Below are 17,144 nucleotides of genomic sequence, written 5' to 3'. Positions count from 1 at the left end.
TGGTCAATCTTTTATTTTGAATCGATAAACCGTGGTACTTTTATAGGTTTCCCCCGGTTTCAGCACAGTTGAAGGGAAATGAGGTTGATTTGGTGAATCTGGAAAATGCTGGGTTTCCAAGCAAAATCCTGTTCTATGTTGATACGTGATGTCGTTTTTCCCAGTGATATTTCCATTTAAGAAATTGCCTGAATAAAACTGGACCCCAGGTTCGGTGGTTAGTACTTCAAGAATTCTTCCTGATTCTGGTTCAACCACGCTCGAAACGAATTCCAAGGCATCCTGTTTACTATCTAGAACATAGTTATGGTCGTATCCGAGCCCAAAATCAAGCTGTGCATGCTTAGCATCGATTCTTTTTCCAATCGGTGTGGGTTGGGTAAAATCGAAAGGGGTTCCAGCCACTGGGCCAATCTCGCCAGTGGGGATCAACCCCGCATCCACAGGAGTGTAATTAGATGCCTTAATTTGCAACTCATGATCTAAAATAGGGGATTTGCCTCCATCCTTAAGATTGAAATACGTATGATTGGTCAAATTTAGTACCGTGGTCTTATGGGTTTTGGCCAGATAATCTATTTGCAGCCCATTATCCACCGTAAGAGTATAGGTTACTTGGCATTCCAATGTGCCCGGATAACCTTCTTCCCCATCAGCACTGATATGCGTGAGTACGACCCCAAGATTGTTTTGGTTCTCAAAAGATTTGGCCTCCCACACCTGTTTATCAAATCCTTTTTGCCCTCCATGGAGCGTATGCCCATTATTGTTCAGGAACAGCTTGTATTCCGTGCTGTCCAAACTAAATTTTCCATGGGCTATACGATTTCCAAACCTTCCCACAATACAACCAAAAAAATCACTCTTTTCTTCATAATCCTTGATGTTGTCATGTCCTAGCACTACATCGCCAAAAACATTATGCCGATCTGGAACTTCGATGCTTGTAATAATCCCACCATAATTTATAATCCCAACAGACATTCCTGATTCGTTGGTCAATTGGAAATGGGTTACTTTCTTTCCGTCTTTGGTTGTTCCAAAAGGGGTTTCTACAATCCCTTTTTTTCTCGAAGTTTCTGTACATCCCATATGGACTAGCATAAGTAGAAAGACAATGGCAATTGTCTTTAATTGATAATAATTTTTGGCAGCTCTGTTTTTATGAATCACTTTTTCTGTTGATATGTATTTTAACCGGCAGATGCGCAGTTATGTTCTCAAAACTAACCAAATATTGGAATTTACAAAGTTCAGCCACAATTCTTCCCAATTTTGTGATGCTTTGAGACCTTACCGGACCATTTCCGTACCGTATAAAGTATAATCAATAAACAAACAGTAAGAGGACTGGCCAACCACATAGCGGGCTATGAACTGAGGCATTTCAACATTATCAAAGAAGGTTACATTGGAATGCCGCTCCCCGATAAAATATCCACATTGGATTAAATGGAATTTCTGAAAGAAATTAGGAAATTTCCATTAAAATGATATTTGTCATGAACAGATTTTCCCATACTACGATAATTATTTACGGTCGTGAATTCAAATGGCCCATCCATTGGTAAGAACACCCCATTGATTAATTAGACCATCCTCTTAATATATTTCGATGGTATGTTTACAACGAATTCCACATGGGTTTTTAAAATTATGATATAACCTCCAGAAGAGTAAGATTGGATATTTACTTTATAGTGTTCATCCGTGTATATCTTATTTCAAGAGGTTTCCGTTGCGCCAAGGGGTTTTGAGGTTGAGCCTCTTGGTTGTAACGGTTTTTAACCCTCATTTAGAATAAAAAATTACTTAGCCTACTATTAATAATAAAAGAGCCATTTACCCCATGGCTCTTTTCTTTTTTCTGAGCATAGGATGTTGGTAAGTCATAATAAACCAAGTGTAAGTTTCTATACAAAAAACCTACTTTTGTAGAACTGAAACCTAAGTGTAGATTTTTAATTATGTCAGAAGAGATAGAAAGAATAAAAACATTGATCGTGGGGTCTGGCCCCGCAGGATATACAGCTGCTATTTATGCTTCCAGAGCTGATTTAAAACCTGTGATGTACACCGGTATGGAGCCAGGAGGGCAATTGACCACGACAACTGAAGTAGACAACTTTCCAGGATACCCTGAAGGTATAGATGGGCCGACAATGATGGTGCAATTGCAGCAGCAGGCGGAACGCTTTGGAACAGAAGTCCGTATTGGTATGGTAACCGCAGTTGATTTTAGTGATGAGGTAGGAGGTATTCATAAAGTTACGGTGGATGACAGCAAACAAATTGAAGCTGAAACTGTGATCATATCTACAGGTGCCACAGCCAAGTATTTGAATATTCCGAGTGAACAACGCTTAAGGGGTGGAGGTGTATCTGCATGTGCTGTTTGCGATGGTTTCTTTTATAAGGGACAAGAAGTAGCCATAGTTGGTGCAGGTGATACTGCAGCAGAAGAAGCATCGTACCTAGCAAATATTTGCACGAAAGTGACCATGTTGATACGGAAGGACCACATGAGGGCGTCCAAGGCCATGCAACATCGAGTAAATAGCTTGGACAATATTGAAGTGCGTTACAATACAGAGGTGGATGAGGTGCTCGGCGATCAGGTTGTGGAAGGTTTACGCATTGTAAACAACCAAACCGGAGCAAAGGAAGAAATTGCTATTACAGGTCTCTTTATCGCAATTGGACACAAACCTAATACCGATATTTTTAAAGGGCAGTTGGATATGGATGAAACGGGATACATTGTCACCGAAGGAAAATCCACAAAAACCAATAAACCTGGAGTTTTCGCCAGTGGAGATGTTCAGGATAAAGAATATCGTCAAGCAGTTACAGCTGCTGGAACGGGGTGTATGGCCGCTTTAGATGCAGAACGCTACTTGGCATCTGTAGAAAGCAAAGAGGCAGTAGCTTCTTAAATCATTCAAATGAATATAATAAAAAGGGCACCTATAAGGTGCCCTTTTTTAATGGAGTGCTAATTCAATCTATCCGTTTATAATTTTCGGAAAAAGTGCGATTGCCATCTTCGTCAAAACTAATTTGACTATAGGCGTCGCTGGTCAATTCCAACTCAAACCTAAATACCCTTAAGGTATCAAGAGCGGACATCATTGGGTCAGAACCGTATTCTAAAGTTTCGATAAGGGAATCGGCCGTGATTTCATATGTTCCATAACCAAACCAGTCCAAAGAATCTTTGGGGGCATGTCTACTCCACATGATCTTACCGTTGTAGTACATTTTTACTTGTCGATAACCTTCAGATGTTGGTACAGTGTCTGAAACGTTGACTCCGTCATCATAATTATAAAAACTTTGTAGTTCCCAGGTTCCCTCAATCGAGTGCATTGATTCTGGCATTGGAGAAGCAAATTTCGTTGCAGAAATGAAAATGAGCATCAACAAGGCCAATCCAAATATTTTTTTCATGGCGATATGTGTTTAGAGTTATAGTTTCCTTTGCTCTAATAAGATACGATTTTTTTGTTAAATAATTAACTAACAGGTACTTTAATCCGAGTTTCGATTTAGCTGCAAAGTGGTATTAAAAAAGACCTGGGGTTACCAGGTCTTTAATTTTCCCAATGGGATATATTGATTATTTAGTCTAGTATTTATGTACGCTTCCCGAAACAGATTTTTTTGTCTCAACACTGGCATCTCCTGAATAGCGAATATCGGCTCCGCTACTGGCGTCGGCAATCAATGATTCGGAGACGTTTACCGAAATATCAGCTCCACTGCTGGCATCTGCATTGCACTTTTTGGTTAAAAGTTCACGAGCCCTGATGTCGGAACCACTACTGGCATCAGCATAAAGTACATCTGCTTTGCCTGAGACTTTTATGCTCGCTCCGCTACTGGTATCTGCAGACACCTCAGAAGCTGTAAGTTCAACCTTTAGGTCAGAGCCACTGCTCGCATCAAGTTCTATTTTTTCGGCCTCGATAACATTTTGGACTATTAAATCGGCACCACTCGAGCACTTAAGAGCAGTAACTTCAGGAAGTGTTACATATATCTTTTTAGTTGCTCTGCCAATATTTTCTATGGCATGGATACGTAATTTTCCATCTTTGATATCTGTACCAATCAGGTCGATGATGTTTTCATCCGCTTCAACCGAAATTTTAAAATCTGCATCTTGGGTTACAAAAACGTCCAAACCTTCGGAGGCTGATACCACGGTAAAATCTTCGGTAACTTTACGGCTTTCTTCCACTACTTCACCATTTCCTTTTTTACCGTTGCCAAAATTGACATCCATAATACAGGAGGAGGCGAATATGGCCAAAATAAATGCGATTGCTATTCTTGCTAGTGTTGTCATGATTGTTGTTTTTATTGATTGATTAAAATTCGTGTTTTAAGTGTTTTTTATTTAGTAAAGGTTTCCGAACTGTTGAAATCCATTACTCAGTTGTTTTCTTTTGCTTTTATTTCTACCCCGTCTTCGTCAATTTTCATTCGAAAACTGTCCGCTCCATCTTCAACATTAATATCGATGCCATTTTTGTCGATAATGATTTTCCCTTCTTCGTCTTCATCGTCGATGTCTATTTCCTCAGGGCAATCCAGACATTTTAGTTCTCCGTCCTCGCCCATCATCCAGGTATATTCTACAATACCACTTCTATAAAGATCTCTGTCGTTTCTCACTCCTCTGCCGATATGGCCACGAGTAGATTCTTCAAAGGAAATTACCTTGCCTTCAGGCACATAGATAGTCGTAGTTACTTCTTGATTTCGGGCCTTATTGGATGGGGAGGTGGTCAAAAACTCATCAAGAACAACCTCGTTAGCCGTAAGTTCATAATCATAATTGATTTGTTTGGCTCTTTCACGAGCTGCCAATGTGCTATTTCCGTGGGAATCTTTTCGGATGTTGAGCTTTACATAGCCGTCATCTGACTTTCTAATTTTGATGTCCACATCATCAGAGATCAATAGGCGATTATCATTCTCATCATATGTGAAGGTCATTCTCCCAAAGTGAATGTCCTCCATTCCATGATCATAGTCAGAATCCTTCATTCTAATGGTCAAGGTGTCCGATTGTTCTGCCATTACAATTTGATCTTTGATGTTAACACTGCCTACATTGGCAAATTCAGCTGCTTGTCTTACGCCTAGGGCGAACAGAGTTCCTATGGAAATCAACCATAATCCTAAGAGTGAAAATTTCGCAATATTACCGATGGATTTCAGGTTGTTTACCAAAATCTTGAGACCTAGGTACAACAAGAAGAAAAACGGAATGCCAAACGCAAAAAACAAAAGTACCGAGACTAGCCATACGGGAGCTCCGGTTGTATTTACGATTTCGTAGAAATCAACGCCCGGAAAATGTACGGCATCGAACATGCCCACGGTGAACATGGCTACAAATAATCCTATTAGAGTGGAGGCACCTATAATAATGAGAAGTATTCCTATGAACTTGCCAAATATTTTGAACAGGAACATGATAATCTCACCAATGGTGTCAAAAAAGGTCTTGGAGCTGCTTTTTACTTTATTGCCTACTTTTTCGTAGTCAACACTTTTTATACTATCTGCAACATCATCAAACCCCTCTTTTACTTTGCGTTCTATATTGCTGATGTTGACAGGTTCTCCCGACATATCCAGTTTTTGGGAAGTAGTTGCCGCTTCGGGCACTAAAATCCAAAGTAGGACATAGGCAATAAGGCCAAAGCCTGTGAATACTGCCAAGAGTATAAAAATTAATCGAATCCAAAGAGCGTCTAATCCCAAATAATGCTCTAAACCTGCACATACACCACCAATATATTTGTGGTCCATATCACGGTACAGTTTTTTGGACTTACGTTCTGTTCGTTTTTGAGTCTTTCGAGGTTCGTCTTCAAAAATATCCTCGTCAACCATGTAATCTTCTGGTTGTCCCATTACATTGATTACCGCGTCCACTTCCTTTTCGGTAATCACTTGTCGCTCGTTCTCCATTTTTTCCAAAAAGAGTTCTGCTATCCTTGCCTCGATATCAGCAATGATCTCATCACTTCCCGGTGTGCCGGCAAATGATCTTTTTAAAGATTCCAGATAGCGTTTAAGCTTATTGAAAGCAATATCGTCTATGTGGAAGAGCGTGTTTGCTAAATTTATATTTACTGTCTTGTTCATTTCTTGATTTATTTTGTGTTGGTTACCAGATTAACTGCGCTTCTAAGTTCATCCCAGGTGCCGTTGAGTTCGGTCAAGAACAAGCGCCCCGTTTCGGTAAGTGCATAATATTTTCGAGGTGGCCCTGATGTGGATTCTTCCCAACGATAGTTGAGCAGTCCAGCATTTTTGAGCCTCGTGAGCAGAGGGTAAATGGTACCTTCCACCACCAGCATCTTTGCGTCTTTTAGGGCTCCAAGTATCTCGGATGCATATTTATCCTTATCCCTTAATATGGAAAGAATGCAATACTCCAAAACCCCTTTGCGCATTTGTGCTTTTGTGTTTTCTATATTCATAATTGCATAGTTCTATTTAATTAACTGTTCGTTTTTGTTTCCCTTAGCTCCCCTGTGATGAGCAGGGGAGTGGAAACGGCTTTTTGATTGATTGATGATGTTTTCGTTTTTTGATTGATGAATAAACTCCCTTATTCGTGCCTTAATGCAAACTAACTACCCTGCTTATTTGCCATTGGGCCTCATTTTGTTTCCATATGATGATAAACTTACTTGGCTTTGACTCTTCATTCGGTTCTTGATTATTGTAAAACTTGTGTAACCCAATTTCAATAGCTCCAAAATTATTGATAGGATGTACTTCAACACTTCCTTTTACAAGTTGTCTAGTAACCTTTCCGCATATATTTTCTTCAATACTGCCAAGTAAATCTTCTTTAGAGGTTTGTAATCCTCCCATATCATGATAAAACTCTATATCCTTTGCATACATCTTACCTTGTTGTTCCATATCGCAACTATTATAGGCATTAAAATAAATACTATCAAGTTCCACGATGGTTTTGTACAGTTCTGAATCGTTGGATTCCTGTGCATGGATTACAAAGGTCAGCGACGCGACTAAAATTGCTAAATGGGCGATACTGTTCTTTCTCCGTTTCATTATTTGATGAACTTAATGGTGAATGGATATTTAAAAGTTTCGCCCTCATTGGTTCTAATAGTTGCCAGAATGGTATACACAATATTGATGACGACCAACACAAACTGTAACAAGCCAGAAATACCAACGGGCCAGAAAAAACGTCCAAACCTAAAATCATCACTACTAATGTGAATGTTCAAATTGTTCAGGTCACTTAATCGGTGAAAGTCAAAAACACCCCAGTCGAATAAATCTGGTAAAAAACCAACAAAGAACGGTACGCTTATGACACCAATGATAACCGAGTATAGTAACAAACTAATTTGAAAATTGAGTGCTTGTTTACCATTATAGTCTACAAATCGATATTCCTTTTTGTTCGCCGTCCACAGAATCAATGGTAGAATAAAATTCCCAAAGGGAATAAAGTACTTTGAAAAGGTAGATGCGTGAATGATCGCAGATAAATTTCTTTCGTGTTTGGTTAATGTTGTTGCCATTTTTAATTGATGATTTTAAACTGTAAAAAGGGTTAACCTATTAGCTTACCATGCAAATATATATCCAAAAGATGGTACTATGCAAAACAAAGTACTATAAATTAACATATATTTAACATATTGATAATGCAATTATTTTGGGTACTTTTAGCGGAGATAAAAACCTATTATGGCTATAAAACCCAGTAAATTCAACACTTTCACCTTTTTTAAACTGCCTGCAGCATGGTGGTGCGGGGTAAGATTAAAATATATTGACGACCATAAAGCAATAACTTCGGTAAAGCACAGGTGGTTCAATCAGAACCCTTTTAATTCCATGTTTTGGGCTGTTCAGGGCATGGCAGCTGAGTTGAGTACGGGTGCAATGGTCATCACTCAAATCAAAAAAAGCGGCAAAAAAATATCTATGTTGGTTGCAAACAATAATGCCACATTTACCAAAAAGGCCACGGGTAGAATCACCTTTACATGTGAGGACGGTCATTTGATTCAAGAAGCCATTCAAAAAACAATTGAAACAGGGGAGGGTCGAACATTTTGGATGAAGTCTATTGGTTTGAACGAAGAGGGAGCCGCTGTCTCTACATTCAACTTTGAATGGACGGTAAAAATCAAAAAAGCGTAAAAGAATGTTACCTCCATTTAATACAACTAGAAGTTACAATAGTATAATTATTTTATTTGTTCTTTGGATATCATTTTCCACCAGTCTAGATGCCCAAAACATGGACTTTTGGCCACAGCCTGCCGGCCCTAATGGAGATTGGACCTTAGTCACTCAAAATCAAGTTCCAACCGAGTTCAGTGTTACAACTGGAAAGAATATTCTATGGAAAGCTGAATTGCCAGAAGGCGGGCAAAGCGGAATTACTATTTGGGAAGACAGGATTTTCCTAACTGTAATGAAACCTATATTCGAAATAGAGGAAGGAAAAGGAATAAAAGGAGCAGATGTTTTGGCTTTGTGTGTTGATGCTAAGGATGGACATATTATCTGGCAGAGAGCGCTTAAAGGTAGTGTCAATAGTGAATACATGTATGGCTTTAGCGATTCCTCAACTCCCGGACCTGTAACCGATGGAAAGCATGTTTGGTTTTATAACGCAAGTGGCAACCTGAGCTGTTTCGATTTTGACGGGAACTTGATTTGGGATAGAACATGGAAACCCGTTGAGGAACTAGAAGGGGTTCATTTTCCGTTCAACAAACAATTTGAACCCTACGTTGTGGACAACCTTGTTATTAATATGGAAACGTATTGGAAAAAAGATGGCCATCGGACCTTTGGTTGGAACTATCTCTATGCAATAGACAAAAGCACAGGAATACAAATATGGATTTCAGAGGACGGGCTTACACATTACAACACCCCTTTCCTATCTAAAACGGCCGAAGGAAAATCTGCGATTATGATTGGTAGGGGAGGTCATCATGGAGTTCCAGAGACGCCAATAGGATATTCGCTCATCGATGTAGAAACAGGAAAAAGAATATGGCAATATGAAGCTGACGAAGGTTTGGCCCTATATAATGCTACATGGAACAAGGATTATTCCGTATGGTACACCGAAAGCCAGAACGTTGTTCATATTGTGGATTCGAAAACCGGAGAGCTCCAACGAAAAGTTTCACTAACCAAAAATGCTGATGTAAGAAGTTATGATACAAGCGCTAGAAAATATATTGTCCAAGAGAATGTAGATATCCAAAAAGACCTTGGATTGAATGTGTTTCCGGCTTGGTATTCTAATATTATTGTAGATGACAAACTCTTTTTTATGTGTTTTAAAGAAGGACAATATCGCAAAAACATTGGCCCTAATTACGCAATAGGAAGAGTGAACTTGAAAACGGGAAAAGTAGCATATCTGGAAGTGCCTGTTCATATGGATTATAAAGAAGGAACCAAATCTTACATATGGAATACAGAGCTTACAACCGAAACCTTGAACGTAAGAGGTTTGGATGTGTCCAATGATAAAAGATCCCAAAGAGATGGATGGCACTGGAACTTTAACGGAAATCCCATTGCAGTGAATGGAAAAATATTCTTTACTACCATGCTTGGTGTGGTATATTGTATAAATACATCTACCAATTCTTTTGATGAAAGTGCATTTATCGGTCTAAATGATTTGGGCCCGAAAGGAAAGACTTGGTCTGTGAATTCACCCTCATTTGCAAATGGCAAACTATATCATAGAACCTTAATGCATCTTATTTGCATAGGTGAACAGTAGCTGGGGCAAGGTTATGGAAAATTCCAATAGCAGAATTAAAGGAAAGATTTTTAGTTTCAATTTACATGGAAACATATGACATAACGATTAAACTTCATATCTTAGGGAAATTACTAATTTTTAGTAATTTCACCATTAACAGTAATTAATAGAAAACTAAGCACACATGGGAAAATTTGAAATTAAAACCACTAACTCGGGTAAAACAATGTTTAACCTTAAGGCAGGGAATGGTCAGGTGATTCTAACCAGTGAACAGTACAATAGCAAGTCTGCCTGTGAAAATGGTATTGAATCTGTGAGGACCAATTCGAAGAATGATGATCGTTTTGATCGCAAAACAGCCAAAGATGGCAGTCCATACTTTAACCTTAAAGCCTCCAATGGCCAGGTCATCGGTAAAAGTGAAATGTATACATCCACTTCAGCCATGGAAAATGGTATAGCGTCTGTAAAGAAGAATGCCCCCGATGCCGATGTAGAGGATAACTCTTAAAGTTAGAGCGGAATTATAGCACCCAATTGCGGTGTAATGCAAATTAAGGCAGCCAATTTTGGCTGCTTTTTTTATTTTATGAATTCGTTTCTTCCACTTTATTTAAAATAGGAATTGGGCATTCCTGTAAATCGTCCAAATAGTGTAGAACTCGTCAATTGTAGGGTTACTCGTCTAAATAGTAATTCTTTTAGGCATTAAATCTCTAATTTGAATGGATAAATACCATTCGTTTCTATTATTAAATCTTTTAAATGTTGGGTTATTACGTGAAACCAAAAATCCTTCCTGAAGAAAAAAATTCTGTAAAGGAGTGCAAAGTCATGATTGCAGTGTCTTTGTTGCTTATTTGTGTCCAACTAACCTTTGCCCAAGTCAAAAACAACGAAAGTGAGTATTACAAATGGTTCGATGAAGTAACCGGGACTGAAAATTCCAATTTATATGAAGGAACCTTAGTAGTTGAGGAATATGTTTTCTTTAAGGATTCGCATAGATTTTTTAGTTCTTCAGAGTATTTGTCTGGAAATGTTGTTTATGGAGGAGAGTCTTATTTTAATATTGAAATGAAATACGATCTTTACGAAGATCAGGTACTTTTGGGTCTTAGGAGTGATGTTGGATTAAAAATGTTACGTCTCGTTAAGGACCGAATAGATGAGTTTGTTATTGGGGAACATAAGTTCAAGAAGATTGATTGTGAAAAGGACAAAACAAGTTATGTCCATGGTTTTCAAGAAATTCTCATTGAAACCACTTTTTTTTCTTTTTTTAAAAAAAACAGCAAACAGAGATATACCAGGTATGAGGGAAATAGGATCTACCATGAGTTTGTAAGCGATAACAAATATACTTTGGGATATAAGGGTTCTTGCTACAATATCAAGAGTAAAAAAGATATTGTCAAAATTTTCCCCGAATACAAGAGCCAAATTAATAGGAATATTGCCGATTCTTATAGGAAAGTCAACAAAGAACTATATCTAATCAAAATATTAGGAATCGTGAGTGACTTGGAAGAAAGAAAAAGAGAACTTTAGTGAGAATGAAAGCTCTAGTTATCCTGTGTATTTTACTGGGTTCTTTTTTTGGTTTTTCGCAGACCCAAGAGAATCAAATAACAATGTCCTTTGAAAATTGGTCTTTGAAAGAAGTGGTGTCCCATATTCAGAAAACAACGGATTACAGTTTTTTTTATGTCAATGAATGGTTGTCCGGTGATTCCGTTTCCGGGAATTTTGATAGTGTGTCGATCAACGAAGTTCTTGGCCAACTTTTTAAAGATACCGACATCAACTATTACATGATGGAAGGTCAAAGAATTATCCTGACCAGAGGTAATGTTATTTACGACAAGCTACCTGAAGACTTTTTTGTTACATCCAAAATCGATTCAATAGTACCGGAAATTGAAGATGACAAAGATATTTTGCCCATTTTGCATAAAGAAGATGATGAGCTTGCGCAAAAAACTAACCAGCTTGTTAGAATAGGAAAAGAAAGCAAGGGTCGATTAAAGCAATCCGCCACGCTTACCGGATCTGCCGTTAACTCCATAAATGGGCAACCTATACCAGATTTAGCCATATTGGTACAAGGAACTGGAAAAGGTACCACGACTAATGCCCAAGGCTACTATACTATCGATTTACCTCTCGGTCCCCATATGATTGAGGTAAGTGGGTTGGGTATACAGGGAGAGCTACAAAAGATCATTTTATACGGAGACGGAAATCTCGATTTTGAACTTGACGAGAGTTTTGAAATGCTTGATGAAGTGGTGGTAAAAGGTAATCGGAATGATAATATTGAAAGGACAATAGGAGGAGTCTTGCAGATAGAAGTCAAAGAGATCAAGAAAATCCCTCTAGTGTTGGGCGAAAGAGATATTTTTAAGGTTGCTACCACTCTACCCGGTATTTCAACCGCAGGGGAAGGAGCTTCGGGATACAACGTCAGGGGAGGTAGAGCTGATCAAAACCTTATACTTTTGGATCATGCAGTACTCTATAATCCATCTCATTTTTTTGGACTTTTTTCTGCCGTCAATCCTTTTACATCAAGTAATGTGGATGTGTACAAAGGTAATATCCCAGCTGAATTTGGGGGGAGACTCTCTTCGGTATTCGACATCAAGACAAAAGATGGAAATCCCAAAAAATTTTCAGGCGAAGCTTCCATAGGACCGGTAACTGGAAACCTCACTTTAGAAATACCGGTAGTTGAGGAAAAAGCATCTTTTTTAATAGGAGGTAGGGCAACCTATTCAAAATGGATATTAAGATCTTTAAAAGAAGAGGATTTACGAAACAACGAAGCCTCTTTTTTCGACATTATCGCTAAATACAATCATAAACTTGACGAAAAAAATTCCATAAGTGCCATGGGATACTATAGTGATGATGCTTTTAACATTACCAGAGATTCTTTATATAGTTATAGCAACCAATCTTTTTCAATAGAGTGGTCCCATAAGTTTAACAATAAAACTAAAGGAGAATTCATATTGGCTAATAGCAATTATAGCTTTAACATAGATTTTGATGTTGATGCTGCTTCAGTCAATGACTTTAAACTGAAGTATCGTATCAATGAGACGCTGCTAAAGTTGAAGATGAAATATTTGCACAATGATTCGCATAATTTTGATTATGGTATTTCTGGAAAATTGTACAATGTTGAGCCAGGAAGCATAGAACCTTTGGCGAGTGAAACTGTTGTTCCTTCAGTGTTTATTCCTGAGGAAAGAGGTGTTGAGGCCGCCATATTTATTTCAGATGATTTTAAAATCAACAAAAAATTATCTGTTAATCTCGGATTAAGATATTCCATGTTTGCAGCTTTGGGAGAATCAATTCAGCGGATATATGAAGAGGGGATGCCAAGAAATGAAACTACATTGATCAATACAGAAGCCTTCGACAAAAATGAAATTATTAAAACCTATGGAGGTCCAGAAGCAAGAATTTCGACCCGTTATTTTATAACTCCCAATACTTCTATAAAAGCCGGTTACAATAGTACATACCAATATGTTCATACCTTGTCCAACAATACCACTGCCTCACCGACCGATACATGGAAGTTGTCCGATATCAATATAAAACCACAACGAGCCGATCAGTTTACCTTGGGACTTCATAAAAATTTAAATGAAAATGAATATGAATTAAGCCTTGAAGGATATTATAAGAAATTCGATAATATTCTGGATTATAAGACGGGAGCCGACCTTTTACTTGATGAAGCTGTTGAGACAAGGGTGCTACAGGGCCAAGGAAAATCTTATGGAGTAGAACTTCTAGCTAAAAAAAACAACGGAAAACTAAACGGCTGGTTGGGATATACCTATTCGCGATCCCAGATTAAGTTTGATGGAGCCACAGAAGAAGAAAGAGTAAACAATGGCGCATACCTACCCTCGAATTTTGATAAACCACATGACCTAAGTTTAGTGGCCAATTACAAATTTAGCAAGCGTTTTAGCCTTTCAACCAATTTTGTATACCAAACTGGACGCCCGGTCACCTACCCGGTGGGTAACTATTTGTATGAAGGAAAGGAATATACCTTTTATACGGATCGAAATAAGTTCCGTATCCCCGACTATTACCGTCTGGATGTAAGCTTTAATGTTGAAGGAAATCATAAGATAAAGAAGTTTGCCCATAGTTTTTGGAACATTTCCATTTACAATGTTTTGGGTAGGAATAATCCATATTCGGTGTTTTTTGTAACAGAAAATGGGCAGATAAGAGCTTATAAAAGTTCAATCTTCTCTATACCGATACCAACGATCACCTATAATTTTAAATTTTAAAATTGGTAAAAATGAAAGTGTATCAATCAACAAATCCACGCTGGTATATGGTGTTGATACCGATGGTGTCTTTGATATTTGGTTGTATAGAGTCGTTTGAACCCCAAACAGAGGTTTTCGAAGACGCACTAGTTATTGAAGCCACTATTACCGATGAGTTGAAAAGACAAGAAGTTCTTTTGACTAGGGCATTCCGATTCGAGGAATTTGTGCCACTTCCGGAAACAAATGCAGTAGTTATAGTCGTTGACGATCTGCAGAATGAATATGTGTTTGAAGAAGAAGCATCGGGCAAATATATTTCAACATCCAGTTTTGGGGTAGAGGCAGGAAGAAGTTACCAATTATTGGTGACAACAAGTTCGGGAAGTCAATATGCCTCGGATATTGTTATTGCACCCCAGCCCTCTCCAATTCAAGATTTAAGTGTGGCAAGAGTGGAAGATATTAATGAAGGGATGGCCATATTTGTGGAATACGAACCATCACAGACTTCCAATTATTACCGTTATCATTATGAGGAAACATACAAGATTATTCCCCCTGAATGGAATAACCAAATGCTTAGGTTTGAAGGACCTGCTTTGGTTGTTGTAACTCGCGATAGGGAAGAGCGAGTTTGTTTTAATACTAATGTTTCTGAAGATACTGTGCTAAATAAACCTAAGCAATCAAATGCCAACAATGTTCCACAGTTTCAGGTAAGGTTTATTGATAGGGATAATTATATTATTTCACATCGATATAGCATTCTTGTTAAGCAACTTGCCATTTCCGAAGCATCTTTCGAATATTTAAAAAGATTAGATGAATCTAGCGGAGCAGATGATTTGTTTTCACCTTCTCAACCAGGATTTTTTAGTGGCAACGTGAACTCAACAAGTAATTCTGATGAGAATGTATTGGGTTTCTTTCATGTGGCTTCTGTGTCTTCAAAAAGATTGTTTTTTAATTATGAAGATTTTTTCCCTAGCGAACCACTCCCTCCTTATGTGGACTATTGTTTACCCTATATACCGCCCCCGCTTGAGGAAGCCACTTCTGAAAATCCCAGTTTAGGTGAACTGGTATCCTCTAATTCCGTTAGATACCATAGTACGATCCCTTTAACAGGTGAGTTTGCTGTTGTTCCTAGGGTTTGTGGTGATTGTACGGTGTTGGGAGATATTAACGTGCCTGAATTTTGGGAAGATTAAATATGAATATGAGATACAAGATAATGACATTGTGGATTGCGTTCAGTTTTTCTTGCATCAATGCACAAGTATCTACTACTGAAAAAGAAACAACCAAGGACGACAGGTATTGGAACAATTTGGAATATGTGTATGTTTATCACAACACCTCCTTATTATTTGCCGGGGAGCATTTTTTGTATAGTGTTTATTCCCTAATCGAAGGAACTGATCTTCCCAGCAGTTTTAGCAAGATTGCTTATGTAGAAATGGTTAGTGAAGATGGACAGGTACTGTTTCGTCAGAAATTAAGGTTGGATAATGGTTTAGGACAAGGAGATTTCTTTGTGCCAGCTAATACCCCATCGGGGAATTATAAACTATTGGGATATACGAAGTGGATGAAAAACAGTGGTATAAATTGTTTTTTTCAAAGTGATGTAGGTATCATAAACCCATTCCAGAATAACCAGGATGCCATATTGGGCCGCGAAGTAGTCGATACTGAAACACGTTCAGGTCAGGATAAAACAAAACAGAATAAAAGAAGCGGTGTTGAGGGGATTACGTTGACTATGGACAAGAGTTCATATAATAGACGTAAACAGGCGGTTCTAACGATAAATGCCACAAATGAAAGTGTTATCAATGGAAATTATTCCATATCAATTCGTAAATCCGAAACCATTCGCAAGCCTTTGATGCCTTCTGCCCAGAGGTATGTTAACACTCGAAAAGTAGATGAATCCAATCAGATTGAGAGTAAATTACTGCCGGAAATAAGAGGTGAATTGATTTCCGGAAAAATTACTCCTAATGAATCAAATATTTCGCTGAGTGATGAGAAAATGGCACTTTCCATACCTGGTGAACAGTTTAAGCTCAAGCTTACGAGGACAAATGAAAAAGGCGACTTTTTTTTCAATATAAATCAGGCATATGAAAATGACCAAGTATTTATTCAGGTTTTAGGAAAAAACAGAAACAATTATAAAATTGAGCTCAATAGTGATGGACATCTGGATTATGAAAAGTTGGAATTCGAAAAATTGATCATAACCCCGAAAATGAACGATCTAATTTTAGAACGAAACATATACAATCAAGTAGAAAACGCATTTGCTGAGATAAAACCGGATAACATCGTAACGGAAGAGCCGATAATTCCTGTTTACAGACAATTTTCAAAAGTGTATAATTTGGATGATTATACCCGATTTCCAACGATAAGGGAAACTATGCTGGAAGTAGTTGATAATGTGTGGGTAGCAAAAAATGCAGATGGAGAGGATGAATTTCAAGTTAGAGAAGATGAAGACAACAAGGATTTTAATCTACCTCCTTTAGTTCTGGTCGATGGAATTTTGATACAACAACATAATGATATCATAGACAATGATGCACGTGATATTAATAAAATAAAAGTTTCAAGAAAAGAGTGCGTGGTAAATGCCATTGTCTATAAAGGGATTATTGCTATTGAAACTATAAAGGGGGATTTTTATAAAAACTATAGTAAAGATTACATCAGAATTGTCGATTTGGCCCCTCCTTTACCTTCAAAAAGATATTTCAATCAAAGATACGGAGGTGAGGAAGCTCCTCTCACCAATCAATTTCCCGATTTTAGGCACCAACTTTTATGGATTCCACGATTGGATTTACAAAATGGAAAAATCAATATTGACTTTTTTACTTCAGATGTCCCTGGGAATTATGAAATCTATTTGGAGGGATTCACAGCTACTGGAAAACCAGTCTCTATTAGAAAAACTCTAGAAGTAAAATGATGATACAAATTGAATAATTTTAAATGGTCGT

General features: G+C 37.9%; 15 protein-coding genes. 8 read left to right on the top strand and 7 right to left on the bottom strand.

All coding sequences use genetic code 11. The annotated features are described in order from the left end of the window. Positions 1 to 3: 3 nt before the first annotated feature. Positions 4 to 1,173 (bottom strand): aldose epimerase family protein, encoded by a 1,170-nt coding sequence (locus IAG46_RS04870; protein WP_368668164.1) that lies wholly within the window; start codon positions 1,171 to 1,173, stop codon positions 4 to 6. A gap of 794 nt (positions 1,174 to 1,967) precedes the next feature. On the opposite strand from IAG46_RS04870, the gene trxB reads away from it, so the two are divergent. Continuing rightward, on the top strand, positions 1,968 to 2,936 hold the full coding sequence (trxB, locus tag IAG46_RS04865; protein WP_190809191.1) for a thioredoxin-disulfide reductase: 969 nt from the start codon (positions 1,968 to 1,970) through the stop codon (positions 2,934 to 2,936). A gap of 64 nt (positions 2,937 to 3,000) precedes the next feature. Here trxB and IAG46_RS04860 read toward each other — a convergent pair whose 3' ends face one another. The 6 genes from IAG46_RS04860 to IAG46_RS04835 all read right to left on the bottom strand — a co-directional run bounded on the left by IAG46_RS04860 (position 3,001) and on the right by IAG46_RS04835 (position 7,589). Continuing rightward, complete coding sequence (locus tag IAG46_RS04860; RefSeq protein ID WP_190809190.1) at positions 3,001 to 3,450, bottom strand: hypothetical protein; 450 nt, start codon at positions 3,448 to 3,450, stop codon at positions 3,001 to 3,003. A gap of 178 nt (positions 3,451 to 3,628) precedes the next feature. Continuing rightward, the gene (locus IAG46_RS04855) at positions 3,629 to 4,351 is read right to left on the bottom strand and encodes a head GIN domain-containing protein (protein WP_190809189.1); all 723 of its coding nucleotides are present in this window, start codon (positions 4,349 to 4,351) and stop codon (positions 3,629 to 3,631) included. Positions 4,352 to 4,437: 86 nt separating this feature from the next. After that, entirely contained in the window at positions 4,438 to 6,165 is a 1,728-nt protein-coding gene (locus tag IAG46_RS04850) for a PspC domain-containing protein (RefSeq protein ID WP_190809188.1), read from the bottom strand. Between the two features lie 8 nt (positions 6,166 to 6,173). Then, a complete protein-coding gene (locus IAG46_RS04845) occupies positions 6,174 to 6,503 on the bottom strand; it encodes a PadR family transcriptional regulator (RefSeq protein WP_190809187.1) in 330 nt (109 codons plus the stop codon). Positions 6,504 to 6,645: 142 nt separating this feature from the next. Next, positions 6,646 to 7,107: a nuclear transport factor 2 family protein gene (locus IAG46_RS04840; protein WP_190809186.1), complete on the bottom strand. Its 462-nt coding sequence runs from the start codon at positions 7,105 to 7,107 to the stop codon at positions 6,646 to 6,648. Continuing rightward, positions 7,107 to 7,589: a DUF4870 domain-containing protein gene (locus IAG46_RS04835; protein WP_190809185.1), complete on the bottom strand. Its 483-nt coding sequence runs from the start codon at positions 7,587 to 7,589 to the stop codon at positions 7,107 to 7,109. Before IAG46_RS04835 ends, IAG46_RS04840 begins: the two co-directional genes overlap by 1 nt. 169 nt (positions 7,590 to 7,758) lie before the next feature. Between IAG46_RS04835 and IAG46_RS04830 the strand changes: the two genes are divergently transcribed. The 7 genes from IAG46_RS04830 (at position 7,759) to IAG46_RS04800 (ending at position 17,113) form a co-directional block, all read left to right on the top strand. Then, positions 7,759 to 8,217: a DUF4442 domain-containing protein gene (locus tag IAG46_RS04830; RefSeq protein WP_190809184.1), complete on the top strand. Its 459-nt coding sequence runs from the start codon at positions 7,759 to 7,761 to the stop codon at positions 8,215 to 8,217. Positions 8,218 to 8,317: 100 nt separating this feature from the next. Beyond that, on the top strand, positions 8,318 to 9,832 hold the full coding sequence (locus IAG46_RS04825; protein ID WP_190809183.1) for a PQQ-binding-like beta-propeller repeat protein: 1,515 nt from the start codon (positions 8,318 to 8,320) through the stop codon (positions 9,830 to 9,832). A 166-nt stretch (positions 9,833 to 9,998) separates the two neighbouring features. Continuing rightward, a complete protein-coding gene (locus tag IAG46_RS04820) occupies positions 9,999 to 10,328 on the top strand; it encodes a YegP family protein (protein WP_190809182.1) in 330 nt (109 codons plus the stop codon). A gap of 254 nt (positions 10,329 to 10,582) precedes the next feature. Beyond that, complete coding sequence (locus IAG46_RS04815) at positions 10,583 to 11,368, top strand: hypothetical protein (protein ID WP_223826577.1); 786 nt, start codon at positions 10,583 to 10,585, stop codon at positions 11,366 to 11,368. A gap of 5 nt (positions 11,369 to 11,373) precedes the next feature. After that, complete coding sequence (locus tag IAG46_RS04810) at positions 11,374 to 14,148, top strand: TonB-dependent receptor (protein ID WP_190809180.1); 2,775 nt, start codon at positions 11,374 to 11,376, stop codon at positions 14,146 to 14,148. Positions 14,149 to 14,159: 11 nt separating this feature from the next. After that, positions 14,160 to 15,344, top strand: a complete 1,185-nt coding sequence (locus IAG46_RS04805) for a DUF4249 domain-containing protein (RefSeq protein ID WP_190809179.1) — start codon at positions 14,160 to 14,162, stop codon at positions 15,342 to 15,344. Positions 15,345 to 15,352: 8 nt separating this feature from the next. Further along, entirely contained in the window at positions 15,353 to 17,113 is a 1,761-nt protein-coding gene (locus IAG46_RS04800) for a hypothetical protein (protein WP_190809178.1), read from the top strand. The last annotated feature ends 31 nt before the right edge of the window (positions 17,114 to 17,144 follow it).

The organism is Flagellimonas sp. S3867, from assembly GCF_014698935.1.
In the GTDB taxonomy this organism is placed as follows: Bacteria; Bacteroidota; Bacteroidia; order Flavobacteriales; family Flavobacteriaceae; genus Flagellimonas.
The sequence above is the reverse complement of the archived record's forward strand: the minus strand, read 5'-3'. Positions and strand labels throughout refer to the sequence as shown.